This window comes from Shewanella sp. Scap07 (assembly GCF_013394145.1).
GTDB classification, from domain to species: Bacteria; Pseudomonadota; Gammaproteobacteria; order Enterobacterales; family Shewanellaceae; genus Shewanella; species Shewanella waksmanii.
This window is the reverse complement of the sequence record NZ_CP041329.1, coordinates 1,216,245-1,242,045: the sequence shown is the minus strand read 5'-3', so window position 1 is coordinate 1,242,045 and position 25,801 is coordinate 1,216,245. Positions and strand designations below refer to the sequence as shown.

The 25,801-nt window shown below is 46.9% G+C and carries 22 protein-coding genes; 5 read left to right on the top strand and 17 right to left on the bottom strand.

Annotated elements, in window-relative coordinates; genetic code table 11:
• Window positions 1–170: 170 nt before the first annotated feature.
• From FLM48_RS05505 to FLM48_RS05495, 3 genes are all read left to right on the top strand, one after another.
• Window positions 171–2,273: a carboxylesterase family protein gene (locus tag FLM48_RS05505; protein WP_179023972.1), complete on the top strand. Its 2,103-nt coding sequence runs from the start codon at window positions 171–173 to the stop codon at window positions 2,271–2,273.
• A 75-nt stretch (window positions 2,274–2,348) separates the two neighbouring features.
• Window positions 2,349–3,803: a phospholipase D family protein gene (locus tag FLM48_RS05500; protein ID WP_179023971.1), complete on the top strand. Its 1,455-nt coding sequence runs from the start codon at window positions 2,349–2,351 to the stop codon at window positions 3,801–3,803.
• A 179-nt stretch (window positions 3,804–3,982) separates the two neighbouring features.
• A complete protein-coding gene (locus tag FLM48_RS05495) occupies window positions 3,983–4,414 on the top strand; it encodes a hypothetical protein (RefSeq protein WP_179023970.1) in 432 nt (143 codons plus the stop codon).
• 119 nt (window positions 4,415–4,533) lie between these two features.
• Here FLM48_RS05495 and FLM48_RS05490 read toward each other — a convergent pair whose 3' ends face one another.
• The 4 genes from FLM48_RS05490 to ffh form a co-directional block, all read right to left on the bottom strand.
• Window positions 4,534–5,958, bottom strand: a complete 1,425-nt coding sequence (locus FLM48_RS05490; protein ID WP_372847471.1) for an efflux transporter outer membrane subunit — start codon at window positions 5,956–5,958, stop codon at window positions 4,534–4,536.
• 94 nt (window positions 5,959–6,052) lie between these two features.
• The gene (locus FLM48_RS05485) at window positions 6,053–9,199 is read right to left on the bottom strand and encodes an efflux RND transporter permease subunit (RefSeq protein ID WP_179023968.1); all 3,147 of its coding nucleotides are present in this window, start codon (window positions 9,197–9,199) and stop codon (window positions 6,053–6,055) included.
• A 2-nt stretch (window positions 9,200–9,201) separates the two neighbouring features.
• Window positions 9,202–10,422 (bottom strand): efflux RND transporter periplasmic adaptor subunit, encoded by a 1,221-nt coding sequence (locus FLM48_RS05480; protein ID WP_179023967.1) that lies wholly within the window; start codon window positions 10,420–10,422, stop codon window positions 9,202–9,204.
• Between the two features lie 288 nt (window positions 10,423–10,710).
• Window positions 10,711–12,084 carry a signal recognition particle protein gene (ffh, locus tag FLM48_RS05475; RefSeq protein ID WP_028773127.1) on the bottom strand — a complete coding sequence of 458 codons (1,374 nt, stop codon included), beginning with the start codon at window positions 12,082–12,084 and terminating at the stop codon, window positions 10,711–10,713.
• A 306-nt stretch (window positions 12,085–12,390) separates the two neighbouring features.
• Between ffh and FLM48_RS05470 the strand changes: the two genes are divergently transcribed.
• The gene (locus FLM48_RS05470; protein ID WP_028773126.1) at window positions 12,391–13,179 is read left to right on the top strand and encodes an inner membrane protein YpjD; all 789 of its coding nucleotides are present in this window, start codon (window positions 12,391–12,393) and stop codon (window positions 13,177–13,179) included.
• A gap of 126 nt (window positions 13,180–13,305) precedes the next feature.
• Window positions 13,306–14,589 (top strand): HlyC/CorC family transporter, encoded by a 1,284-nt coding sequence (locus FLM48_RS05465; protein ID WP_179023966.1) that lies wholly within the window; start codon window positions 13,306–13,308, stop codon window positions 14,587–14,589.
• A gap of 37 nt (window positions 14,590–14,626) precedes the next feature.
• Here the strand turns inward: FLM48_RS05465 and FLM48_RS05460 are convergent, their stop codons facing one another.
• The 13 genes from FLM48_RS05460 to FLM48_RS05400 all read right to left on the bottom strand — a co-directional run bounded on the left by FLM48_RS05460 (window position 14,627) and on the right by FLM48_RS05400 (window position 25,757).
• Complete coding sequence (locus FLM48_RS05460; protein ID WP_179023965.1) at window positions 14,627–15,166, bottom strand: DUF962 domain-containing protein; 540 nt, start codon at window positions 15,164–15,166, stop codon at window positions 14,627–14,629.
• Between the two features lie 197 nt (window positions 15,167–15,363).
• Window positions 15,364–15,780 (bottom strand): MarR family winged helix-turn-helix transcriptional regulator, encoded by a 417-nt coding sequence (locus tag FLM48_RS05455; protein ID WP_028773123.1) that lies wholly within the window; start codon window positions 15,778–15,780, stop codon window positions 15,364–15,366.
• A 3-nt stretch (window positions 15,781–15,783) separates the two neighbouring features.
• A complete protein-coding gene (gene dmeF / locus FLM48_RS05450; RefSeq protein WP_179023964.1) occupies window positions 15,784–16,758 on the bottom strand; it encodes a CDF family Co(II)/Ni(II) efflux transporter DmeF in 975 nt (324 codons plus the stop codon).
• A 124-nt stretch (window positions 16,759–16,882) separates the two neighbouring features.
• The gene (locus FLM48_RS05445; RefSeq protein ID WP_179023963.1) at window positions 16,883–17,497 is read right to left on the bottom strand and encodes an RraA family protein; all 615 of its coding nucleotides are present in this window, start codon (window positions 17,495–17,497) and stop codon (window positions 16,883–16,885) included.
• Between the two features lie 114 nt (window positions 17,498–17,611).
• Window positions 17,612–18,007 (bottom strand): holo-ACP synthase, encoded by a 396-nt coding sequence (gene acpS, locus FLM48_RS05440; RefSeq protein ID WP_179023962.1) that lies wholly within the window; start codon window positions 18,005–18,007, stop codon window positions 17,612–17,614.
• Window positions 18,008–18,048: 41 nt separating this feature from the next.
• Window positions 18,049–18,786 (bottom strand): pyridoxine 5'-phosphate synthase, encoded by a 738-nt coding sequence (pdxJ, locus tag FLM48_RS05435; RefSeq protein WP_179023961.1) that lies wholly within the window; start codon window positions 18,784–18,786, stop codon window positions 18,049–18,051.
• 143 nt (window positions 18,787–18,929) lie between these two features.
• Window positions 18,930–19,619 (bottom strand): DNA repair protein RecO, encoded by a 690-nt coding sequence (gene recO / locus FLM48_RS05430; RefSeq protein WP_179023960.1) that lies wholly within the window; start codon window positions 19,617–19,619, stop codon window positions 18,930–18,932.
• A gap of 126 nt (window positions 19,620–19,745) precedes the next feature.
• Window positions 19,746–20,741, bottom strand: coding sequence for a GTPase Era (era, locus tag FLM48_RS05425; RefSeq protein ID WP_179023959.1), 996 nt, complete (start codon window positions 20,739–20,741; stop codon window positions 19,746–19,748).
• Complete coding sequence (gene rnc, locus FLM48_RS05420) at window positions 20,738–21,415, bottom strand: ribonuclease III (RefSeq protein ID WP_028773116.1); 678 nt, start codon at window positions 21,413–21,415, stop codon at window positions 20,738–20,740. Before rnc ends, era begins: the two co-directional genes overlap by 4 nt.
• 1 nt (window position 21,416) lies before the next feature.
• A complete protein-coding gene (gene lepB / locus FLM48_RS05415; protein ID WP_028773115.1) occupies window positions 21,417–22,334 on the bottom strand; it encodes a signal peptidase I in 918 nt (305 codons plus the stop codon).
• A gap of 128 nt (window positions 22,335–22,462) precedes the next feature.
• Window positions 22,463–24,253, bottom strand: a complete 1,791-nt coding sequence (gene lepA / locus FLM48_RS05410; protein ID WP_028773114.1) for a translation elongation factor 4 — start codon at window positions 24,251–24,253, stop codon at window positions 22,463–22,465.
• A 104-nt stretch (window positions 24,254–24,357) separates the two neighbouring features.
• Window positions 24,358–24,813 carry a SoxR reducing system RseC family protein gene (locus tag FLM48_RS05405; RefSeq protein ID WP_028773113.1) on the bottom strand — a complete coding sequence of 152 codons (456 nt, stop codon included), beginning with the start codon at window positions 24,811–24,813 and terminating at the stop codon, window positions 24,358–24,360.
• 11 nt (window positions 24,814–24,824) lie between these two features.
• Window positions 24,825–25,757: a MucB/RseB C-terminal domain-containing protein gene (locus FLM48_RS05400; RefSeq protein WP_028773112.1), complete on the bottom strand. Its 933-nt coding sequence runs from the start codon at window positions 25,755–25,757 to the stop codon at window positions 24,825–24,827.
• Window positions 25,758–25,801 lie beyond the last annotated feature (44 nt).

The following is a 25,801-nucleotide window of genomic DNA, read 5'->3' as shown; positions in this document are numbered from 1 at the left end:
CTAGTACAGATAGACAAGAAGGATTGCATCCTTCACAGGCGATTCTAAGTTTTCGAGACTGGCCACTACTATCACGCCACAACAACGCGAAATGGCTATGTTATGCATAGCCGCTACAACTGGCGTCTCGAAATTTGAACGCGATTTGATCAATAGACTTAGGCAATGATATGACTTATTTACAAACGACTTTAATCGCTGTCGCTATCGCGACATTTTTGACGGGCTGCAACACTGATGTTGAGCCCACTATTCCGCTACCCGAAATCCCAGATCCAAGTGAACCAATCGAAGATAAAGAGATTGTGTTAACCACAACCGATGCCACCATTACTGCGTTGCAGCAGGCAGTCAGCATCACCGACGCAAGTGGTGTAGAAAAACAGGTCGCGGTGGACAGCTTTAAAGGCATCCAATTCGCCAGCCAGTCACGCTTTAATCACAGCAGTTTATTGCCACTAGCAGGCGACATTGATGCAACGCAGTTTCAGGCGGTTTGTCCACAAAATAGACCGACTGCACAACAGCAAGCTGAAGACTGTCTCAACCTTAACATCTGGCGACCCGCCGATGCTGAGCAACATAAAGATCTGCCCGTATATGTGTATATTCACGGTGGTGACTTTGAATATGGTTCCGGCTCTGATGCGCTAATCAATGGCGACACTGTTGTGGCCCAAGGCAGTGATGACGGCAAGCCATTTATTTTTGTCTCAATCAACTACCGCTTAGGAATACTAGGTAGTCACTGGACAGATGGTAAAACATCTCCAAAAGGCGGCAACTTTGGGCTGGGTGACCAAAAGCAATCATTGCAGTGGGTCAACCAATACATTGAACAGTTCGGCGGCGACCCGCTTAATGTCACTATTATGGGGCAAGGTGCTGGCGCGATGTCTGTGGGCATCTTTCAGGATACTCAGCAGCAACAATCGATAGTCGGCACTCACTACCAGCGTGCAATCATGCAAAGCAACCCTTATGGCTTTGAATATACCAGCTATGATGTCGCCAAAGATAAAGCCGCTAACTTAGCTGCCAAATTTGACCAAGATATTAGCCAAGTATCTTGGCAAGATCTTTTACAACAACAAGCCAAAATGAGCAGCCCTCTTACGAGTACAGCCAACTGGGTCGCAGGCTCAGTAGCGACTAACTCAGGCTTAAAAACCGCTGTACAGCTAGCGCTTAAAGCACTCGGGATTGACGTCACATTCCCAAGCGTTGACGCAACGCCATTAGCCACCCTGATGCCTTTTGCTCCGTACATTGAATATAAGAAAAACGCTTTCTCTAGCGACATTGAAGGCTATCACTTTATCCAGCACCCAAGTCAAAATGATTGGACTGTGCCGACAGTCATTGGCGTGAATAAGCATGAAAGCAACAGCTTTGGCATGTTGCCAAGCCTGACTTTTTTAATCCCAACTATTCTCGGTAGCGATCTATTTGATAATCCTCAACAACTGGAATCTAACGACCCTGAACTCATTGCTAGCGAGCTGATGACTTGGTTAGATGATGCTAACAATCAAGCATGGCTGGTCAACCAGATCCAGCAGATGGCAAAGGATCCGCAAACACAAGCACAAGCAATGACCGCCTATAAAGCGGTAACCACTTTATTCTATGGTTTGGGCGATACCGCAAATAGTGGTGCGCTTATGCAGCTTACCGATTTCTACCCCAACCTTGAAGGGGACTTATCGGGTGCCGTCAGTAACATGCAGCAGTTCAAAACCCTGCTCAACGACACCCTGTTTAGCGGGCCAGCTCGACAAATGGCTGCTAGTGCTCCAGTAAACAAAGAAAATGCGGCGACATTCTATCATTTTGACTTTGTGCCAAGCTTCAACATGTGGAGTTACCGAACTGACAGTGAAACTGATTTACCCTATCTAGGCGACTTAATTAAAACCTTAGGTTGTGTTCGCGGTGCCTGTAACGGCTCAGAACTAGCGTTTGTTTTCAATAAAGCCGTTCGCTTCGATGGCAGCGACATTCACCCAACCTCCCAGGAGCGCGCATTAATGGGTAAGATATCTCGCCTGTGGTTTACCGACGCGTTATTCGATGCCTATCAATATGATGCAGAGCTAGATAGCACGCTAGTCATCGACGACGGTGGTGAGGTAAACCTTGTTAATGGTTGGGATGCGGTCAATAACATCGGTGCAGACCCAAGTCTTCGTGAAGGCAGATTAACTGGACTGCAGCAACAGCAACTCCTGCTTTGGTATATCGATGACTCCCAGTCGCAAGCAGAACACTAAATACTTCCAAGGCTAAACATACCAACACGGCCACCAAACGGCCGTGTTGGCAAACGAGCGACAAAGGCACAAATCATGTTAAACCCGCTATACACTATCGTTGCGATACTCGTTGTCGCGCTATCAACCGGCTGTGCGCAGCACTACCCCGAAGTTGAGCCCGATTTTGAACAAAATTGGCAATCGCAAACCTATCAATCTCAAGCCTATTTAATCCCAACGGCTGGAGAGGCATTTGCACGTCGTGTGTCTTTGGTAAGAAGCGCACAACAGCATATTGATATCACCTACTTTTCTTGGGACAAAGATACCTCAGGCCTGCTGTTACTGGAGGAGCTTAGACTCGCAGCTGATCGTGGTGTAAAAGTACGCCTAACCCTCGACGATCTTTTGCTATTCAATGAAAAGTGGCTAGCAGGACTTAATCAGCACCCCAATATTGCCATCAAAGTGTTCAACCCTTTCCACTCACGCAAACTCGGTTGGATCGGCCGCGCCGTTGATTTTGCAAGCCATCAACGCCAGCGAGATAACCGTCTCCATGAAAAGTATTTCAACATCGATGGGCAATGGCTGATCCTCGGCGGTCGTAACATCGGCGATGCCTATTTTGGTTTTAGCCAGCAAGCCAACTTTTTCGATATGGACACCCTATTTAAGGGCGACATTATTCGACCGTTTGCACGCAACTACGACACTCTTTGGCACAGTGAGCACCTGCAAGATATTAGCAGCCTCATCGCCCATGACCACCAGCAACCGCTGGAGGAATTTGAGCAAGCAATCAAAAAACACACGAATAAAGCCGTCATCGCTCATATTGAAGAGCAAGTTGAGCAAGTTGAGCAACTCAGCACAATTGATTTTATCGACGTCAAAGCCACGCCGGTGTTTGACTCATTAGCCAAGCTTAACGATAACAAGCCGTACTTCAGAACCCGTGCTGAGCACACGATTGACCAATACCTTAACAAGGCGAAATCAGCATTAATCTCCACGCCTTATATGGTTCCAAGCCAAGGAGAATTTACCGTTGTTGACAAGCTAGTCGCCAATCAAGCTCAAGTGACGCTGCTGACGAACTCGTCGGCATCAAATGACTCAGGGTTCATTCCTGCCTACTATGAGCAGCATCGCATCACATTGTTAAACAAAGGTGTCGATATCTTCGAGTACAAAGCCAACGCTAGCAACGATGATCACTTCTATCATGCTGATACTTACTATCACAACAAGACCCTCATCTTGGATAGCCAGCTGAGCTACATCGGCTCTTCCAACTTCGATCCACGTTCAGACTTTCTCAACATCGAGTTTGGTGTGTTTGTCGACTCTACGCAATTTGCCCAGCAGGTTGAACATTACTTATTGCGCCAACAAACAGTGTATTGGCATGTCAGCCTGGATGAGCAAGGTAAACCACAGTGGCAATCGGCAGATGAAATCCACCATGACAACCCAGACTATGGCAAGTGGCACGAGATCCCAAATTGGCTATTTCGCAAGATGCACGGTGAATTTGAGCTTTGATCGCCACTGTAACCAGCGGAAATAACCACCGGAAATAACCACCTGGCATTGGCGAGGTGGCTCAAGCAGATTTTGGCCATTAAGCCCAGCAGTGCTTCGCTTAATCAGCCAAAAATCGATTATTCAGACCCAAACGACGGAAATTCAATTAGCAGGACGCATTAACTAAGGTAATTATTATGACCAAAACCACACTCACCATCAGCTTTGTTGCACTGCTCTCCGGTTCAGTGTTAGCCGCAAGCCCAGAGCAGGCGCAAGAGCAAGCACAACTTAACCAACAGATGAGTCAATTACAGACTATCGCCGAAGAAGACGTACTGATTGAGGTCGACTTTGACGCGAGTTTTGAGAGAGTCAGCTATAGCGGCATGATTGTCGATAAGTTTGCAGAAATTTATATTAGCCGCGAACACGCTGTCGAGATGCAATTGCAACAAAAGAGCAAGTTTCATGTGTATGAGCAAGCAGACCTTACTCAGTTAGAAAGTAAAATCGCTGAGCGTATTATCCAAGATAAACCCCGCTACTTCTCAGTGGATTTATATCGCGATTACCACGGTTATGCCGGTGAGTTTACTTACGTCGCCAAAGTTATCGAATACCAATAAATACGGCAATCGCGACATATCACCGACCTAAAATTCACTACCAGCACGTGTCATTAACAACGCGTGCTGGTGCAACTGTGTGACTTCAGCCAACTTTCACTTTAAGGCGGGTATATATATTAAGGGGTTGGTGCAGTATTGGCAGCTTCATCTTCTTCAAAGACCTTGGCTAACTCTTGTTCGGTTAGCACCCCACCACCCAATGAGCGATACAGCTTGATCATTGCCAATAGCTTGTCCCGGCGCACCTCGCTTAACGTTAGCTCAGCATTGAACAAACTCCGCTGGGCATCCATCAGGTCAAGCGAGCTCGACACACCATTACGATACCTAAGCATCGCCAAGTGGGTGTATCCGCGTGACGCTTCCACCAGCTCTTGTTGCGCTTCAATCGCTAATTCTGAGCGACGGAAGCTATTCATGGCATCATTCACTTCAAAATAGGCAGCCAAAACGGTGCTTCGATAAGCCAGTAAAGCCTGCTTAGATGACTCTTGGGCAATATCATATTGCGCCGAAATGCTGCCAGCATTAAAAATTGGGGCGGTGATGCCGCCAAGCAGCGACCAAGTCACTCCCTCGCTATCAAAGATGCTACTTAAGTCATCGGTTTCGGTACCGTAACTGCCGCTAATGGTAAATTTAGGAAAAAAGGCGGTTTTAGCCACCCCCACATTAGCATTGGCGGCAATCATTGCCTGCTCAGCCATTTTCACATCCGGTCGCTGTGACAACATTTGTGACGGTATGCCAACTTTAAATGAACTGGGAAACAGGTCTGCCGAGGTCAGAGATTGCAGATCTTGCTGTTTCTTCAGCGTATAATCATATTCTCCAAGGAGGATTTTTAGCTGATTAGCTTTTTCTTGGCGTTCAAAGTCCAAATCAGGCAAGGTGACTTTTGCACTTTGATATTCCACTTCTGCCTGCTTGACCTGCAAGCCAGAAATCACCCCATTTTGTTTTCGTAGCCTAGCCAGATCGCGTTCTTTTTTACGCAGTTCCACGGTATTCATTGAAATTTGATAACGCTGCTCGATATCCAGCCATTCGTAGTATCGACTCGCCACATCGCTTATCAGGCTTATTACGGCTAAATTGAGCGACTCTTGTGCCGATAGAAAGTTGGCATATTCGGCTTCACTGCGACGGCGGTTTGCCCCCCATATATCTAACTCCCAAGAAACCGTACCGGCAATATCAAATTCATTACCATGGGTCGGATCGGTATTGGTAATCGCGCTATCAATGGAACGCTCAGCATTGGCCTCAACACCCAGCGATGGATACAAGGCTGCATCGGTCACAGTGATTTGAGATCGCGCCGCAATCAGCCTTGAGCGCACCGCCTCTAAGTCGAGGTTTTGTTTTAATGCATGCTCAATCAGCTCGCGCACATTGGGGTCAAGATAAAAAGACTGCCAAGCCACCTGACCACCATTTTCAACCGAGTCTTGGGCCAAATCTTGATGGTACTGCGGTGGTAACTCCACATTCGGACGCTGATAGTCTGGGCCCATGGCGCAACCTGCCAGCCCTATCATAGCGCCAACCAAGCCAATCACATTGATTGCCAGAGTTTTACGCTTTACAGCGCTGGTTAACGCTGTGCTGAATCTCGCACTATAGCGGTGTGAATTATCCATGAGCATTCTCCTTGGCTACAGAATGTTCATTGGCAGCTGACGGCGCGATTTTAGATTTCAACCACCCGGCAGTGGTGACGAAAAACAACGGCACCATCACTATGCCTATGGTGGTGGCGAACACCATGCCACACAAGATAGGAATTGAAATACTCTGTCGACTTACCGCACCGGGTCCCACCGACAATACCAAAGGTAATACCCCTAAAATAAACGCCATTGATGTCATCAAAATCGGTCTAAAGCGCATATTTGCCGCCTCTAACGCGGCATCAATGCGGCTTTTACCTTCTTTATGTAACTGGTTAGCAAATTCAACAATTAAAATGGAGTTCTTCGCCGCCATGCCTATCAAAGCGATAAACGCCACTTGGAAAAACAGGTTACTTTCCATACCACTCACCCAAGTACCCAGCGCCGCCCCCAACATGGCAATTGGCGCAATCAACAGCACCGCGATGGGGATCGTCCAGCTTTCATAGAGTGCAGCAAGAAATAGGAACACAAACAACATCGCTAGGGCAACCGCAATGCTGGTTTGGTTAGCAGACTGCACCTCTTGGTAGGTAATACCTGTCCATTCGTAACTAAATTCATTTGGCAACATAGGTTTGGCTACACGCTCAATTGCTTTAATCACATCACCCGAGGCATAACCGGCAGCAGGCGTGGCGTTAATTGATGCGCTACTAAACAAGTTGTAGTGGGTCACAGCAGCCGGGCCAACCGAGTAGTCATACTTAGCTAACACCCCAATTGGCACCATGGCGCCAGTGGAAGAGCGCACATAGTAATCTTTTATCTGCTCGGGGAATTGGCGATATTGCTCTTCGGCCTGCACTTTAACACGGTAAACACGGCCAAATAGGTTAAAGTCATTTACCGTCGAAGAATCTGTAAAGGTTTTAATGGTGCCATAGATATCGGCCACATTCACACCAATGGCCATCGCTTTGGCTTCATCTACACTCAGGTGCAGCTGTGGAATGGCACTTTGCAGCGATAACCCAGCAGTTGCAATCTCTGGTTGCAGTTTGAGTTTTTCCACCAACTCGTCAGCGGTTTCCATCAGGCCTTTAAAGTTAGTGCCAGAGGTGTCTTGTAATTCCATCTCCACCCCAGAGCCATTACCCAGCCCTGGCACTGCCGATGGTAAATACAGATTAAACTCAGCTTCTAATACATCATGAAGCGCCAAGTTGATCTCTTTCATCACTTTTTGCACGGTTGCATCGCTATCGACTCGCTCAGACCATGGCTTAAGAATAATCTCAAACTGACCATTGGCTTGATTGGAACCTGAACGGCGATTCTCACCTGCAAGCGTAAAGGAGTAGGCCACAGCGGGATGGGCTAGCACTTTCGCTTCGGCTTTCTTTAATACCGCTTGCGAGCGGTTAACGGTCGCGCCATCGGGTAGGGTCATGTCGATAAAGAATCGCCCTTGGTCTTCATCGGGCATAAAGCTAGAGGGCAGATTAGACATGATCAGATAAACACCGCCAACCATCATGGCAAAAACAAGATAGCTGCGGGCTGCTTGTCTTGTGGTTAATGCCACTATCGCGACATACTTACTGGTGCAAATATCGAGTTTGTCATTCATCCACTTGAAGAAGCCAGTACTGGCTTTATCACCGGGCTTAAGCAGCAATGCGCATAACGCTGGAGACAAGGTTAATGCAACCACGGTGGAAATGAGCACCGCAACAGTAATTGCAATAGCGAACTCTCGATACATGATACCGGTAATACCGGCTAAAAATGACACCGGTACAAACACTGCGGCGAGCACTAAACTGGTTGCCACCAACGCGCCAGATAACTCCTTCATCGCCACTCGTGTTGCTTCGACTGAGCTTAAGCCCTGCTCATGCATTAAGCGTTCTACGTTTTCGACCACCACAATGGCATCATCCACCACAATACCAATGGCCAATACTAAGGCCAATAGGCTGACGGTATTGATGGTAAATCCAAAGGCTAACATTGCCGCTAATGTGCCAATCAATGACACAGGTACTGCAATGGCGGGGATAAGCGTAGCCCGCACATTTTGCAAAAATAGATACACCACCAATATCACCAGTATCAGCGCTTCAACTAGCGTTTTAACCACTTCATCGATGGAGTTTTCAATAAAGATGGAGGCATCGAAAAACACTTCCCAATTCATACCTTGGGGGAACTTCTGCGCCAGCTTGGCCATCTCTTTTTTAACGTTTTTGGTCACCTCCAGCGCATTGGCGCCGGGCAGCAGATATACCTGCAAAATAGTGGCGTTGGCACCATTAAGCTGCGACTGTAACGTATAAGCCGATGAGCCCAACTCTACCCGCGCAATGTCACGTAGTCGCACAATAGAGCCATCGGTGTTAGCTCGAACGATAATCTCTTTAAACTGCGGCACGCTACTCATACGACCGGCGGCGGTGATTGGCAGTGTCATACTCAGCGATTCGGTGTTAGGTTGCGAGCCTATCGAACCTGCAGGAGACTCTTTGTTTTGCGCTTTTACCGCGTTAATCACATCACTAGTTGTTAGTCCATAGCCAGCCATAATATCGGGCTTTAACCACACCCGCATAGAATAACTACGCGCGCCGGTGTTACGCACTCGGCCCACACCGGGAATACGCTTCAGTGCGGCTTCAATGTTAATGGTGCCGTAGTTGCTGAGGTAAATCTCATCATAGCGATCGTCGGTTGAGGTTAACGCTAACTTTAGCAGCTCTACTGAAGCCTCTTTAGAAACAGAAACCCCTTCTGTTTGCACATCGATAGGCAAGCTACCAGTCGCTTGTTGGGTTGAGTTTTGCACATCGACCGCCGCCAAATCTGGGTTGGTGCCAACATCAAAAGTGATGGTCACATTCGCACTACCAGAATTGGTGCTTTTTGAACTCATGTAGATCATGTTTGGCAAGCCATTTAGCTCTTGCTCTAATGGCGTTGCTACGGACTCGGCTGCGGTCGTTGATGTGGCGCCAGGGTATGACGCTGACACCTTAACCTGCGGCGGCGTAATGTAAGGGTATTGATCAATCGGTAACTTGAACATGGCAATTAAGCCAAGCAGCACTATCACAATAGAGATAACACAAGCATAAACCGGTCGAGTTACAAAGAACTGTGCCATGGTTACTGCTCCTGCTCTTGTTCTAACGCTTGTTGTTTAAGCGCTTGTTCCTTTTGTATTTTATCTTCTCGTTGTTGATAGGCCTCTTGCGTTAATGGCTCAGCTAACTGACCATGGCGCACTCGGTGCATACCTTCAACAATAACCAGCTCACCGGCTCGCAATCCGCTTTTTACCACCACACCCATTTTGCCTTGGTGCTCTATCACGATAAACCGGCGCTCAACTTTGTTATCTGGCAGAACCACCATGACATAGACCCCGCCTTGCTCAACCTGAGTGGCTTTTTGTGGGATCACCACCGCATCGCTGATCTCATTAAGCTTAATGCGCACATTGGTGTATTGCCCCGGTAGCAGCTCTTTATTCGGGTTAGGCAACTCAGCTCTAACCTGAAAAGTGCCGGTTTCAGGATTGACCGAAGGGTCAGTAAAGCGCACGTCACCCAAATACGGATATTCGCTGTTATCGGGCAAGGTAATGGTCACAAAGCCTTCAACCGCTTTGCCTTCTGTCTCAGCTTCTTTCTTTTCTGAGTAGCTAGTCATGCGGCGACGGGCATTAAGGTAATCTAGCGCTGACATGTTAAACGTCACATAGATTGGGTCGACCTGTTTAACGCGGGTCAGTAGTGATTGGCCGCTACTGCCCACCAGCGCACCAATGTCGACTTCAGAACGGCTCACTAAACCTGAAATGGGCGATTTAATCTCGGTATAGCTAAGCTCAAGTTGCGCCTCATCAAGCTCGGCTTTGCTGGCAGCTAAACTCGATCTGGCCTGAGATAGCACAGACAATGCATTATCAAAATCAAGCTGGCTGGTAGCATCTTGCTCATATAAAGGTTTTAAACGTTCGACATCACGCTTCGCTTTATCTAATGCCGACTGCTGCGAATCCACATTTGCCTCTAAGCGATTAACAACGGCGAGATAAGGACGGTTATCAATGCGATAAAGCACAGCCCCCTCTTGTACGGCACTGCCCTCAATAAAGCTTTTATCTTCAACAAAGCCATTGATCCGCGCCCTAACTTCGACATCCAACGAAGCTTGAGTCACGCCGATGTAGTTACCATATAACGGTACAGTCGCTGAATTAACCTTTTCAACAACCACTAGTTTGGGGGTGATTTTAGGCTCTGGCTTATCGCAACCTAATAGAGAAGTCAGTGCCACAATGCCAAGTGCAAGGTGCTTTACCGGGAAAACCATTCTAACCATGAACATGCCCCAAAATAATTTGTCGTACCTGATGTACGCGGCTAACCGCTGTTGATCCAAGCGTGTTAGTTTGCAAGTGAATGCTGTATTGATGTGTAACAGAAGTGTAAACGCTAACTGACTAAAACAGCAAGAAAAAACCTTAATCATCTGTATTAGAAAATCAGCATAATTACTAGGTTAACGCCAATCGGCCCTGAAATAAACATCGACACTTAAAGCGGCCTCATTGACTAGGCAAAAAAAAGCTCAAGCACTAGGCTTGAGCTTTGATTTCGCAGGCAGTGCTTAACGGCCAGGCATTTTCATGCCAGGTGGTAACATGCCACTCATACCGCGCATCATTTTCTTCATGCCGCCTTTTGATGACATCTTTTTCATCATTTTCTGCATTTGAGTAAATTGCTTCAGCAGGCGGTTAACGTCTTGAATCTGTGTGCCTGAACCGGCAGCAATACGACGTTTGCGTGAGCCTTTAATAATATCTGGGCGTTTACGCTCGGCAGGCGTCATCGAATTGATGATGGCTTCCATTTGCCCGGTCATTTTACCCTCTTGTACTTGGGCTAAGGCTTCAGGCGGCAGTTGTCCTACACCAGGCAGCTTTTCGATCATGTTCATCATGCCGCCCATGTTCTTCATTTGTTGCAACTGCTCACGGAAATCTTCTAGATCGAAGCTGCCGCCTTTTTTAACTTTTGAAGCCAATTGCATGGCTTTGTCTTTATCAACACCACGTTCAACTTCTTCAATCAGTGATAAGACATCGCCCATACCTAAGATACGCGATGCCACGCGATCTGGATGGAATGCCTCTAACGCGTCGGTCTTTTCGCCGACACCTAAGAATTTAATGGGCTTGCCAGTAATATGGCGAATCGATAACGCTGCACCACCACGTGCATCACCATCAACCTTGGTCAGCACGACACCGGTGAGTGGCAATGCTTCATTAAACGCTTTGGCAGTATTCGCAGCATCTTGACCTGTCATGGCATCAACCACAAACAAGGTTTCTACTGGATTAACCGCAGCATGGAGATCTTTAATCTCATCCATCATGCTTTCGTCGACATGCAAACGACCTGCGGTATCGACAATCACAACATCAATGAATTTAAGCTTGGCGTGCGCCATAGCGGCATTGACGATATCAACCGGCTTTTGGCTTACGTCTGATGGGAAAAACTCAACTTCTACTTCGGCCGCTAAGGTTTCTAGCTGCTTGATCGCCGCAGGGCGATAAACATCGGCACTGACAACCAATACAGATTTCTTTGAGCGTTCACGGAGAAACTTAGACAGTTTCGCGACACTGGTGGTTTTACCCGCACCTTGCAAACCCGCCATCATAATCACTGCTGGCGGTTGGGCACTTAGGTCTAAGGCTTCATTAGCCTCGCCCATGGCATTTTCTAATTCGCTTTGAACAATCTTAATGAAAGCTTGGCCAGGACTGAGGCTTTTTGAAACCTCTTGTCCAACAGCGCGCTCTTTGACGCTGTTCACAAAGGCTCGAACAACAGGTAAAGCCACATCCGCTTCAAGCAGCGCCATACGGACTTCACGTAATGTCTCTTTAATATTGTCTTCAGTTAAGCGTCCGCGACCGCTAATGTTCTTTAGGGTGCGTGACAGTCTGTCGGTTAGGTTCTCAAACATTATCGCGTTCTTTACCGTTAGAATTTACATTAATGGGGCAGTATTATAGCGATGCCTAGATATTATGCTACTGCATCGCGGAACAATCCTTGCCTAGTCGGCCTATCATAGCACCTTGGGTGAACAAAGGATGAGCAACTATTTTCCAAAACTTAGCGCTACCGCTCACATTGCACTTATATTTGTCACTTTTGCTACTGCCCAAGAGCACTTTTGTCGTGCTATTCTAGCATGAGATTAAGATGCATACTCAGATCATCTCTTTGAGTATATGCAGAAAACTAACAAACAATAGGTTAATTTTCGATGGTCATTTTTTCCGCCTCAGCCATGTTTTTCTACTGTATTGCATTAATACTGGTAGTCAGCCGCCTGTTTCACGCGGACGGTCCAAATCGACGTGTCGTCGCCGGCTTTGCAGCCATTGCCGTGGTATTGCATGCCGCCGCATTGTCACAAGCCATTGTCACTGAGAATGGACAGAACTTTAGCTTGACCAATGTCATCTCTATGGTGAACTGGATCATCGCCTTTAGCTTCACCATATTGCTGTTTAGGCTAAAAATGATTGTGGTGGTGCCGGTGGTCTATGCCTGCTCGGTGATCTCCGTCGCCCTATTGTGGTTAGTGCCGCCTGAATATATTACCCACTTTGAAATTCACCCGGATGTATTAGTGCATGTGGTGCTGTCATTAATGGCTTACAGTGCCCTAATGATTGCCGCGCTGTACGCCATTCAGCTGGCGATTATTCAGAACAAACTTAAAAGTAAAAAGCTTATCATGAGCCCAGCAATGCCCCCATTGATGACAGTTGAAAAGCAGCTGTATCACTTGGTTATTGTTGGTGTGGTGCTATTGAGTCTTTCATTGGCCACGGGCTTTATCTTCCTCGACGATATGTTTGAAGAAGGCAAAGGTCATAAAGCGATATTATCCATTATGGCGTGGTTCACTTACATTGCCATGTTAGCGCAGCAGTACTGGATTGGTTGCCGAATCCGCAGCGCCGTGCTGTATACATTGACTGGTGCAACCTTGTTGTCTTTGGCCTATTTTGGCGCCCGTATCGTTAAAGAACTTATTCTGCGGTAATCCCTTCTTTTATCTAGGTATGGGCCAATGCTCATACCTAGGTTCACTTGACACACCCTTTAAATGACGGTAATTACTGTTATTCACAAAGATTTTCTTAGCACAACGCCATAGCGGGGCTATTTTTTGGACGCAATATCCACTAGCGTACTATTTATTGTTTTACTTATTCTGATCATCATTTCGGCCTATTTCTCTAGTTCAGAAACAGCGATGATGTCGCTTAATCGATACCGATTGCGCCACTTAGCAAACAGTGGTCATAAAGGGGCAAAACGGGCAACCAAACTGCTTGAGCGCCCCGATCGCCTAATTGGATTGATCCTTATCGGCAACAACCTAGTTAATATCCTAGCCTCTGCAATTGCCACCATTATTGGTATCCGCTTATTTGGCGATGTTGGTGTGGCCATTGCCACAGGCATATTAACCTTGGTGGTATTGGTATTTGCTGAAGTGACCCCAAAAACCGTCGCGGCATTGCACCCTGAGCGCATCGCCTTCCCGTCGAGCTTTTTGTTAAAGGGCCTATTAGTGGTGCTGTCACCCCTAGTAAAGGCGGTGAACTTCATTACCGGAAGCTTCTTACGTCTGCTGGGTATTCGCTCGGTAAAGGCTGATGATGCCCTTAGCCAAGAAGAGCTGCGTACAGTGGTTCATGAAGCCGGCGCACTCATTCCTCAGCGCCACCAAGAGATGCTTTTGTCCATTATGGATCTTGAAAAAGTCACCGTTGATGACATCATGATCCCCCGCAATGAACTGTACGCCATTAACGTTAATGATGACTTTAAAAGCATCAACAAGCAGGTTATCCAAAGCCCCCATACCCGCGTACTGCTCTATCGCGATAATATTGATGATGCGGTGGGGTTTGTGCATTTACGCGATGCGCTTAGGCTGCAATCGAAAGGGCAATTTAGTAAATCATCACTCCTGCGCGCAGTAAAAGAGCTGTACTTTGTACCGGAAGCGACACCGTTGAATGTGCAACTAGCTAACTTTCAACAAAACAAAGAACGCATCGGCTTAGTGGTGGACGAATACGGTGATATTCAAGGCTTAGTCACCTTAGAAGATATCCTTGAAGAGATTGTGGGTGACTTCACTACCTCAATGATCACCACCCCCAGCGAAGATATCAACCAACAGCAAGATGGCAGCTTCTTAATTGAAGCCAGTATCAACATCCGTGACTTAAACAAAGAGATGAACTGGCACTTCCCCATTGATGGCCCGAAAACCATCAACGGTCTCATTTTAGAGTACCTAGAAGAAATTCCTGAGCCCTACACCTCAATGCGATTATCCGGCTACCCATTAGAAGTGATTGATGTGGCAGATAACATGGTGAAAACCGTACGGGTGATACCGCAGCATTATCAAGCGCCAAAGAAAAAAGAAGATTAGTGATTAACCAATAAAGGGGCCAACAGGCCCCTTTTTGCTACGCCGATGCTGCTCTGCGCGCTGCTTCTAACTCGCGGCGCTTAGTGATGGCAAGTGGCGTGATGGCTTTATCTAACTCTTCAGCCCAGCCCAACATAAAATACACTTCCGCCATTAAGAAAAATGGCCCAATGAGAAGCTGGTTTAAGTCATCAATGAAAGCTGGCTTGGCCTTTTCATATTTGTGACCAATCAACTGAAAAATCCATGCAACCACAAAGACGGCTATCGCTATCCATAAGCCATACTGAGTTTGTGCCACCATATCTGAGGTGTATAGCACGGGGATGATAAACGCCACCATGCCCAAAGCGAGTTTAACGTTGAGCAAAAAATAGTACACCAGCACCCCAAGGGTAAACACATCGGCGACATTCACCTTAAACTCATTAACGGCAATAATGTTTATGGGGATCAGGTTTAATAGCACGAATAACGACCAGATAATGCCGGGAATACCGATAAAGTGGGTTTTGATATTCTTGGGGTTAAGGTGCACGCTCTTATACTGTGCTAATTGCTCCACGGCTGATTTCATTGGCTCGAGGCTCCTGGCTAGTCGTTATTATTGCCACGGCTTTTACCTCGGTATCTTCCACGACCTAATGACCGTGTCGCGGTTAAATGAGCTAAAAACGTGATCCTTATCCCATTTAACCTAATGCATTTTGGCAGATGTTTCTAGAGCTAATATTCAAGTCTGCTAAAAGTGCACTGCCTTATCCGATGAATGCGCTAAAACTCTCGATTAATTTTAGTCATGCTGGTGATTAACATCTGCTGCTCCTCGCTGCTCAGGTGACGGGTTAAATCCTCCACTAACGCCAAATGCAGTGCATTGTGGTGCTCATGTAATGCACGCCCCTCGGGGGTTAAATCCACCAAAATTGAGCGCCGGTCTGACTCCTGTGGTAAACGCACAATTAAACCCGCTTTAACCAGTTTATCGACCTGCACGGTTAAGGTACCTGTAGTGATACTCAAACGGTCAGCAAGCTCCTTCATACGCATTGGCCCGTGACTACCTAACACCTCAATCGTATGAACTTGCGCCAATGTATAGCCAGTCTCTTTTACCACCGACTGCTCCCACGACGATAGCTTGTCATAGAATTCAATAAGCAGATGATTGAGTTGTTTAAGCTTTTGCATCGATTAACCTTGATGTACCTCAACTGTAAGGTGGCTGATAGTAGCAAATTTTGCCAACTGCTGTTTATAAAACTCGACACTGTGTGGCTGTTGAGCAACGATCGTCATGGCCGCGCTGTAGTGACTGGCGGTCACTTTCCAAACATGTAGGTCTGCAACGATGCATCCGTGTTGTTCAAGCTCGGTGATCATCGCTTGCCGTATATTGGCAGACATACTTTCATCCAATAGGATCGGACTAGTTTGACGCATTAAACCCAGCGCCCATTTGCTGATAACGATCGCGCCGACAATCCCCATCAATGGGTCAAGCCATGTCCAACCTAAGAACTTACCAATAATCAGTGCGCTGATTGCCAACAAAGACGTCAAGGCATCAGCTAATACATGCATATAAGCTGCGCGCAAGTTATGGTCATGGCTGTGGCTATGTCCATGCTCATGGCTGTGACTATGCCCATCATTGTGACTATGTCCAGGCTCATGGCTGTGGCTATGACTGTGGTCATGGCCATGATCGTGGCCATCGGCGTGTAGTAACCACATACAAACCACATTCACCACCAAGCCAATAATTGCCACAATAATAGCTTCATTGAACTGAATCGCTTGGGGAGAAAACAGTCGATGCACCGACTCAACCACCATCAATAACGCCACAATACCTAAGGCGATTGCGCTGGTATAACCGCCTAATACACTGACCTTGCCACTACCAAAAGAAAACTTGTCACTGTTTGCATGCTTTCTGGCATAGCGATAAGCAAACAATGTAATGCCAAATGCGGCAGCATGGGTTCCCATATGCCAACCGTCCGCCAATAATGCCATTGACCCGTAGACTGTCCCCGCGACTATCTCCACTATCATAGTGACGATGGTGATCATTAGCACGATGAGTGTGCGGCGTTCACCTTGGTGGTTGTGTTGCTCAAACTGGTGATGATGGCTGTGTTTTTCGACTGCATGACTCAGCATGAATAGATACCTTGACAATCAAACTAAATAAAATTTATATTGTTTGATTATCAAAGTAAATAGGTAAAGCCCATGTTATTTGTAAGTTGCCAGATTAGTTAACTAAGTGTGATAGCGATCATATTTAATCGCCCTTAGCGGTTTTTAATGCCGCTTCAATACGTAACTGATGATTCGCTTGCCATTGAGAAAGGGTCATTGCCGCTTCTTTATCGGCTTTTGCCTTCGCAGCTTGGTAAACCTCAATGGCAGTCTCTTTAGGCAGCACTGCAATCCCTTCATTGTCAGCCACGATAATATCGCCGCTGTTGACCTTCACTCCACCGCAACAAATAGGCTGGGCGAGTTCACTGTAACAGTGCTTACTACCCGGTACGGGGAATACCCCTCTAGCAAATACGGGAAACTGCATCTCGGCCACTTCGTTCACATCACGGATCACACCATCAACAATGAAGCCTTTAATACCGCGTTGCTGCGCCACTGCACATACATTGCCTCCCGCAACCGCAAACCTATCATCAACCCCATCAACGACAATAATCGCACCTGCAGGCGCCTGATAGATAGCTGCATGCATCATAAGATGGTCACCTGCACTCAGCTGTACGGTAAAGGCTGGACCGCTAATAGCAGGCATTTTTGCCCATAGCGGATGAATACGATAATCGATGAAATGCTCACGGCCGAGCACATTGGCATAATCAGGTGTCGCAATCGCGCTAAAATCAACATCCATGGTCAGTAACCCTAAAACTGGTCTAATCAGTAATAGCAGTTATACCACGCTAGATTATTTTTCGCAGTTCGACTTAAGTGCGGTTGTCATATCTTGTTTGAGGGTTAGTAAATACTAACTTAAAATCACTGTTGCCGTCGCGTAGCGGGCTTCGTCTGCAATGCTAATGTGCGCTTGGCTCGCACCAAGCGCTTGCATCCGCTGAGCAGCACCATCGGTAAAGTTCACTTTAGGCGCGCCATTACTATCATTACTAATTTCAATATGCTGAAACGACACGCCGCGACCAATGCCTGTACCCAGCGCCTTAGCAGCGGCCTCTTTAGCGCAAAACCGTTTCGCTAGATAACGTGCCGGCTGCGCTGATTGGGTGAAAATGGCCAGTTCAGATTCCGTTAATACCCGCAAAGCTAAGCGGCACTTAGCTAAGCCCGTACCCGCAATAGCTTTGTCGACTACCGTTTCAATACGGTCTATCTCAACGATATCGGTACCTAAACCTACCACCATGAATCTTTCACCTACTAATTAACGCGATACACTTTTAATGGTTATTCGCCGTTGCGGCCTTCAACCATTAATTGCTTCATATCTCTTACTGCCATTTCCAAGCCATCAATGGCCGCTCGGGCGATAATCGCATGGCCAATATTTAACTCATACAGCTCAGAGATTGCAGCGATAGGCTTAACATTATGATAATGCAGTCCATGACCCGCATTAACCACTAGGCCTTTACTGTATGCATAAGTGGCCATTTCGGTGATTCTAGCTAATTCCTGCTGCGCTTCTTCATCGGTCTTGGCATCGGCGTAGCATCCAGTATGCAGTTCAATAACCGGCGCACCTACCGCAACCGTGGCATCAATTTGCGCCTTGTCCGCATCGATAAACAGCGACACTTTAATGCCTTGCGCGGCCAATTTCGCCACTGCCGCCGCCACTTTATCTTGTTGGCCGACAACATCTAGCCCACCTTCTGTGGTCAGTTCCTCACGCTTTTCTGGTACTAAACACGCATAAGCAGGCTTAACTTCACAGGCGATGTTCACCATTTCTTCAGTGACAGCCATCTCGAAGTTCATCCGTGTTTTAATGGTTTGTGCCAGTAGGTAAATATCACGGTCGGTAATATGACGGCGATCTTCGCGCAAATGCACCGTAATGCCTTCAGCACCGGCATGCTCAGCAACTGCGGCGGCATGAACTGGGTCTGGATAAGTGGTGCCCCGCGCCTGACGTAATGTCGCAATATGATCGATGTTAACACCAAGATGAATACGGCCCATGGCACTTCCTTACTGATTGACATAAGTGAATGTAGTTTGAATGCGCTATTGTACTGAGCCGACAAGCAAAAACCAATGGAAAAGCCTTCAGCTTGCTTAGCTCATTTACTTTGAGGTTATGCGCCAGCGCAATAACGTCAACATTAGCGCTCGATCGGTTTTACTTGTTGAGTAAATAGTGCGCGTGACTTCAGTGGCTTATCGCCAATACAGGCAACAAGTAACTGCCGCATTAACTGTTTGGCGGACTTAAAATCGGCGGCACATAGCTGCTTATTGGCCAAGTTAAGTAACATCGAACCTGCATAGTGACTTTGTTTCGGGCCTAGTGCACTGACAAAGCCCTCCTCTGGTAACAACCGATAATAGTAATCAGCCTCTATGGTATGCTCGCTAATATCCTCTAGCAGCGATGGCATTAAGCCTAACTCTTGCAAAAGTGCGACCTCAAAATAGCGCAATTGCGATTGCTCAAACCCTGCGGCCATTTTCATCAGTGTGTCGTGATAGGTGAAAAAGAACTGCTCTGCACCGTGGTCGACACTTAAACTGCGGACTAATATTTCATTGAGATAAAAGCCAGCAAAGCTCACTTCGCCACTTAAGGGAACGGCAGCGCTCGCCGCCTCGACTTGATAGAGGTTCTTTAAACTACTCTTGCCTGATAGTTGAAATATCAGCGGCTGGAATGGCTGTAGAATACTCTTGATTGAACGTTTTCCGCTGCCTAAGCGCGCTACACAGTCGACCCGGCCATGGCCATCAACTAGCATATTCACTAATACACTAGATTCTCGATATGGTCGTGTATGCAGTACATAACCCCGCAGCATGCTCTGTTCTCTCTTAACTTCGTTGTATCTACGTTAAAGGCCGAGACCACAAACTGCAACACTTGCTGCACCTTGCCATCTCGGCCTCATTAACTTTATCGACGACTAATTGGTTTAGGCGGCTAATTACTCTTCGCCGTAGCCTAAGCTGCGCAGTGCGCGCTCATCATCAGCCCAACCTGATTTGACTTTAACCCACATCTCTAAAAATACTTTGTTATCAAATAGCACTTCCATATCGACACGGGCGGCAGAGCTGATCTTCTTAATCCGCTCGCCTTTGTTACCAATCACCATGCGTTTTTGGGTTTCACGCTCTACAAGCACCAGCGCGTTGATTTGATAAACACCGTTTTCCATCATCTTAAATTGTTCGATTTCAACGGTCGCATCGTAGGGGAGTTCATCACCTAAGAAGCGCATCAATTTTTCACGTACAATTTCCGACGCCATAAATTTCTGAGATCGGTCAGTGACATAGTCCTCAGGGAAATAATGTGGCGACTGGGGTACCGACTCTATGGCCATATCCATGATGCGCTCAACGTTAGTCCCTTGAGTGGCGGAAATAGGTAAAATCTCATCGAAGCTAAACTTCTGTGCCAGTTGCTCTAAATGGGGGAACAGGGCTTCTTTATCTTTGATGTTGTCGACTTTATTGATAGCCAACACCGTTTTACGGCCATCATCACGGCTTTGAAGCTTTTTCAAAACCATTTCGTCATCGGCTGTCCAGCTAAGGCCATCAACCACGAACACCACCAAACTGACTTCCGCTAACGAACTTGAAGCCGCGCGATTCATCAATCGGTTGATCGCGCGCTTCTCTTCGATATGCAAACCAGGCGTATCAATAAACACCACCTGACGCGGGCCTTCGGTATGAATCCCCATAATACGATGGCGTGTTGTCTGAGGCTTTTTAGAGGTAATACTGATTTTTTGCCCAAGTAGCTTGTTGAGCAAAGTCGATTTACCCACATTGGGACGACCGACAATCGCAACCATACCGCAATAGGTCACATCATACTGTGCCGACGAGGTGCCCGAGTTCATCTGCGCTAACAGCTCATCTAAACTGGGTTCATTGGCCTCAGCATCATGTTCTGGTTTGTTGCTCATCGTTTAATTAACTCCAATACTTCTGCGGCAGCTATTTGCTCCGCTTTTCTGCGTGAATTAGCCACGCCAGTTACCGGCTTAGCGAGTTCTTCAACTTTACACTCAACGGTAAAAGTCTGGGCGTGCGCCTCACCAGTAATATTAACCACCTTGTATACGGGTAGCGGCTTCTTAAAGCCCTGCAGGTGTTCCTGAAGCAAGGTCTTAGGATCTTTTTGATTCACAGGTTTAATAGATGCTAGTCGAGATTGGTACCAATTTAGTACCAGCTGGCGACAAGTCTCAATATCCGAATCAAGATAGATAGCACCAATAATGGCCTCAACGGTATCCGCTAAGATAGATTCGCGGCGGAAACCACCACTTTTTAGCTCACCAGGGCCCAGCTTTAAATAATCGCCTAACTTAAACTCTAGGGCGATTTCGGCCAACATTTTACCGCACACAAGTGTGGCACGCATGCGGCTCATATCACCTTCGGTTGCCTTAGGAAACTGATGATACAAGGCATCTGAAATCACAATCGACAAAATCGAGTCGCCTAAAAACTCAAGACGCTCATTGTGTTTGCTCGACGCACTACGATGAGTCAATGCTTGATCAAGCAATGCCAAGGTAGAAAACTCGTAACCCAATACCCGACAAAGTCGTGGGATATTCTTAATTGGTTCCATATTAAACAATACCGCCTACACGGTTAAAACGCACACCAGTTGGTATCCAAGTCGGCAAAAAGTCCGCTGGCGAACGTTCAAACTCAAAGCTAATCCAGATAGCAACTGCTTTGCCCACTAATAGCTCTTCCGGCACAAAACCCCAAAAGCGTGAATCGGTACTGTTATCGCGGTTATCACCCATCACAAAGTACTGACCAGGTGGGACAACGAATTCACCTAATGGCAAATTGTTTCTATGATAATAATAGCCTACCGGCTCTGGGCGGCTTGGGTTTATCAAAATATCATGGCTAACTTCACCTAACTGCTCGGTGTAACGCATCAACGCCACGTTATTTTGGCTAAACTCACCAGTATTAACAGATTGGCGCGCCACCAACTGGGGCTCAGGGCATTCACTGGCCCCTTCTTCACAGGCGGCTTGGATATAAACCTGTTTGTTGCGGTACACCACGCGATCGCCTGGTAAACCGATAACCCGCTTAATGTAATCGATTTTAGGATTCTCTGGATACTTAAACACTGCCACATCGCCGCGCTCTGGCTTGCCAGTTTCGACTAATTGACTGCGCCAAACCGGATCTTTTAATCCATAGCTGAATTTCTCAACCAAGATAAAGTCTCCCACCAACAAGGTTGGCATCATTGAGCCCGATGGGATTTGGAATGGCTCATAGATAAACGAGCGCAAAATAAGCACAAACGCAATAACAGGAAAGATAGAGCGAGAGGTTTCTACCAATGCTGGCTCTCGGGTTATCTTTTCAGCGCTTTCTTCACTGATATCAGCCTGCGCACTTTGCGCTGCGGCTAACTTGGCTTGTCTCTTTGGTGCAAACACTAACGCATCGACCATCCAAATCAGGCCGCTACCTAGCGTTACCAGTACCAAAATAAGAGAGAAATAGGCTGCCATAGTTTAATTAACTCCTGCCTCTTTGAAGGCTTTGTGAGCGACAATTTGAACCAAAGTCCATTTATACTGCACTAACGAAAGCGCCGCAAACTGCGGCGCATATTATGAATAAATGTTAACCCAAACCATTATTCATTGAGCTTCAGTACCGCTAAGAACGCTTCTTGTGGGACTTCAACATTACCCACTTGCTTCATGCGTTTCTTACCTTCCTTCTGCTTCTGCAACAGTTTCTTCTTACGCGACACGTCACCACCATAACATTTAGCAGTAACATCTTTACGCAGTGCTTTAACCGAAGAACGTGCGATAATCTGGCTACCCACAGCGGCTTGAATTGCAATATCAAACATCTGTCTTGGGATAAGCTCTTTCATCTTATTCACTAACGCCAGACCTTGATAACGAATGTTATTGCGGTGAATAATCATCGCAAGTGCATCCACTCGGTCACCGTTAATCAATACATCGAGACGCACCATGTCGGCTGCTTCAAAACGCTTAAAGTTATACTCAAGCGATGCATAACCACGACTGGTGGATTTCAGTCTGTCAAAGAAGTCCATCACTACTTCTGCCATTGGCATGTCGTAGGTAATCGCCACTTGATTGCCGTGATAAACCATGTTGGTTTGCACGCCACGTTTTTCTACACACAAGGTGATCACGTTACCTAAGTACTCTTTAGGTACTAAGATATTGGTCTCTACAATCGGTTCACGCATCTCTTCGATGTTGTTGATTGCTGGCAGATCAGATGGGTTATCAACGTAAACCGTTTCACCTTTACTGGTGATAACTTCATAAACTACCGTCGGTGCCGTAGTGATCAAGTCAAGGTTATATTCACGCTCTAAACGCTCTTGGATAATCTCCATGTGGAGTAAGCCAAGATAACCAATACGGAAACCAAATCCGAGCGCCGACGAAGTCTCAGGCTCGAAGAACAGCGAAGCATCATTCAAGCTCAGCTTGTTTAGTGCATCACGAAAGTTTTCGTAATCATCGGTTGAGATTGGGAACACACCGGCATAAACCTGCGGTTTAACCTTTTTAAAACCAGGTAATGGTTGCTCAGCACCATGCTTGGCTAAGGTTAAGGTATCACCCACTGGCGCACCGTGGATCTCTTTAATACCCGCGATCACAAAGCCTACTTCACCGGTACTCAATTGATTAGTGTCAGTCTGCTTAGGTGTAAAAATACCTACGCGGTCAGCATTATGGGTTTGACCGGTCGACATCACTTTAAACTTGTCGCCTTTTTTCAACACACCATTTTTGATACGTACCAAAGACACAACGCCCAAATAGCTGTCAAACCATGAATCAATGATCAAAGCTTGCAGTGGCGCGTCTGGGTCACCTTCAGGTGGTGGAATTTGCGCAACGATGGTCTCGAGTACATCATTGATGCCAATGCCGGTTTTTGCAGAACAACGCACCGCGTCAGCCGCTTCAATACCAACAATGTCTTCAATCTCTTCTGCTACACGCTCAGGATCAGCTTGGGGTAAATCGATTTTGTTCAAAATCGGTACCACGTCTAAATCCATTTCAAGTGCGGTATAGCAGTTAGCTAAGGTTTGCGCTTCTACGCCCTGACCCGCATCAACCACCAATAAAGCACCTTCACACGCTGCAAGCGAACGAGAAACTTCATAAGAGAAATCCACATGGCCTGGGGTATCAATGAAGTTAAGCTGGTAGGTTTCACCGTCTTTGGCTTTGTAGTCCAAAGTTACGCTTTGCGCTTTAATGGTAATACCACGCTCGCGTTCAAGATCCATTGAATCAAGTACTTGAGCCGCCATCTCGCGGTCAGACAAGCCACCGCAATCTTGGATCAGACGGTCAGACAGAGTTGATTTGCCGTGGTCAATATGGGCAATAATCGAAAAGTTTCTAATATGCTTCATTATGCGAAATGACTAAACTCGAAGTTGAAAATTATCTAAAAGTGCCGAATTGTACCTGATCGGCACCTCAATACCAATTGGAATCGGTTAAAGTCGGCTAAAAATTAGATCCCACGACCTAGTTTAGCCAAGATTATCGGTTGGGCATCTTGTTCCATGCGTGCAGCGAGAGACTTCGCCCAGCGCCATGCCGCAAAGGCGAACAATAACGCCAAAGGAATAACCACAACATCACTGTGGCTTACGGCCAATAAAGGTAATAGCGTATGCGCGAATGCCGCCCCCACAAATAAACCAAACAAGGGCAGTAAATACACTAAGGCAGCCGCTTTTAGTAGCACGCTTTCTGGTAAGCCCAGCTTGAGCAGATCGCCGGGGTTGTACGATTCAGTCGCTTCAACAGAGAACTGCTGCACTTTAGGAGAGAAAGCTTTGGCAACCGCAGATGTGCCACAAGACTCATTGTTGTCACAATGATTACAGGCGTTCTTCACTTTCACTTCTACGGTTACCCAGCCAGTGTCATCTTGGGAGAGGACTTTGGCCACTTCTTCCATCATAAGAGCAGCTCCTATTCGATGGTGATGCTTTCAGCAATACGCGTTAATGTCTCTGCGGGCGCTTTACCCACCGCAACAATCTCGGCATTGCCCTTACGAATTGTCGATAAAGATAAACCATTACGGCCAACAATTTCTTCAGGAAGAACGGTTTCGCCAGCACGAGCCACATAAACCGATATTTGAGTTAAGCCGTCGCTCAGTGAAATATACTCCACCGCTTCATGGCTACCAATTAATCGGTGGCTGTCTTTTACGAGTACTTCAAAGCCTACAGGTAACCATTTAAATTGCCAGTTGTCAGCAGCAATACGATCGGATTGCTTGATGACCGGCGGCCACTCCTGCTTGTACGCTTCTTTCAGGATTTCTGGCGCGTCTTCTAGTACCAGCAGCTCAACCACCAGAATTTGCTCTAATAGCTGCTTGTCTTGACTGAGCATGTCATAGCGCAGCGGCAGATAAGTTTCCATATCGAGCCAAACCTGATAGCTATAACGCAGGTTATCTTTCGGGATAATACGAATTGACTGACTTGGACGCCCAGCTAGGCGGCTGCGACCGCCCAGTACAAACTGATAGCCGCTTTCCAAAGCGCTAATATCGCCGGCAAAGGCTGGCGGTACGATGCCTTGAATACGATCAGCATTGACGCTATAGGCGGGCTGATCATGTTCGATAAAGGTGACGGTATTACCCACTCTCACCGCATTTTTTGGCGGACCATTAAGATGTTCTAAAAAGGCCACCTCTTGATCTTCCACATGCCCATGGATATAGACCAGCGGCCGAATATGGTCGGCTTGTAGTTGGATAAGTGAAATTTTGAATTCTTGCTGACGTAGTGCTTGGCTCATGTTTTCTAGCCAAGCTTTAGGCGTCATGTCTTCCTGCGCCAAGGTAGGAAAAGTAATGGTTAACAACACCAATAGAAAAAGACGCAAGCTAACTCCTTAATGGATTGCCAATCGCACAAAATAATAGACCA

Bases quoted from the DNA above. Each gene is read 5' to 3' on its own strand.
- lepB (WP_028773115.1), bottom strand. From the start codon at position 22,334: ATGGCAGCCTATTTCTCTCTTATTTTGGTACTGGTAACGCTAGGTAGC.
- pdxJ (WP_179023961.1), bottom strand. From the start codon at position 18,786: ATGGGCCGTATTCATCTTGGTGTTAACATCGATCATATTGCGACATTA.
- acpS (WP_179023962.1), bottom strand. From the start codon at position 18,007: ATGGTGGTAGGTTTAGGTACCGATATCGTTGAGATAGACCGTATTGAA.
- dmeF (WP_179023964.1), bottom strand. From the start codon at position 16,758: ATGCTGAGTCATGCAGTCGAAAAACACAGCCATCATCACCAGTTTGAG.
- recO (WP_179023960.1), bottom strand. From the start codon at position 19,619: ATGCTGCGGGGTTATGTACTGCATACACGACCATATCGAGAATCTAGT.
- FLM48_RS05405 (WP_028773113.1), bottom strand. From the start codon at position 24,813: ATGATGGAAGAAGTGGCCAAAGTCCTCTCCCAAGATGACACTGGCTGG.
- FLM48_RS05505 (WP_179023972.1), top strand. From the start codon at position 171: ATGACTTATTTACAAACGACTTTAATCGCTGTCGCTATCGCGACATTT.
- lepA (WP_028773114.1), bottom strand. From the start codon at position 24,253: ATGAAGCATATTAGAAACTTTTCGATTATTGCCCATATTGACCACGGC.
- FLM48_RS05480 (WP_179023967.1), bottom strand. From the start codon at position 10,422: ATGGTTAGAATGGTTTTCCCGGTAAAGCACCTTGCACTTGGCATTGTG.
- FLM48_RS05485 (WP_179023968.1), bottom strand. From the start codon at position 9,199: ATGGCACAGTTCTTTGTAACTCGACCGGTTTATGCTTGTGTTATCTCT.
- ffh (WP_028773127.1), bottom strand. From the start codon at position 12,084: ATGTTTGAGAACCTAACCGACAGACTGTCACGCACCCTAAAGAACATT.
- FLM48_RS05500 (WP_179023971.1), top strand. From the start codon at position 2,349: ATGTTAAACCCGCTATACACTATCGTTGCGATACTCGTTGTCGCGCTA.
- FLM48_RS05460 (WP_179023965.1), bottom strand. From the start codon at position 15,166: ATGAAATCAGCCGTGGAGCAATTAGCACAGTATAAGAGCGTGCACCTT.
- FLM48_RS05445 (WP_179023963.1), bottom strand. From the start codon at position 17,497: ATGGATGTTGATTTTAGCGCGATTGCGACACCTGATTATGCCAATGTG.
- FLM48_RS05470 (WP_028773126.1), top strand. From the start codon at position 12,391: ATGGTCATTTTTTCCGCCTCAGCCATGTTTTTCTACTGTATTGCATTA.
- FLM48_RS05490 (WP_372847471.1), bottom strand. From the start codon at position 5,958: ATGATAGGGCTGGCAGGTTGCGCCATGGGCCCAGACTATCAGCGTCCG.
- FLM48_RS05495 (WP_179023970.1), top strand. From the start codon at position 3,983: ATGACCAAAACCACACTCACCATCAGCTTTGTTGCACTGCTCTCCGGT.
- FLM48_RS05455 (WP_028773123.1), bottom strand. From the start codon at position 15,780: ATGCAAAAGCTTAAACAACTCAATCATCTGCTTATTGAATTCTATGAC.
- rnc (WP_028773116.1), bottom strand. From the start codon at position 21,415: ATGGAACCAATTAAGAATATCCCACGACTTTGTCGGGTATTGGGTTAC.
- era (WP_179023959.1), bottom strand. From the start codon at position 20,741: ATGAGCAACAAACCAGAACATGATGCTGAGGCCAATGAACCCAGTTTA.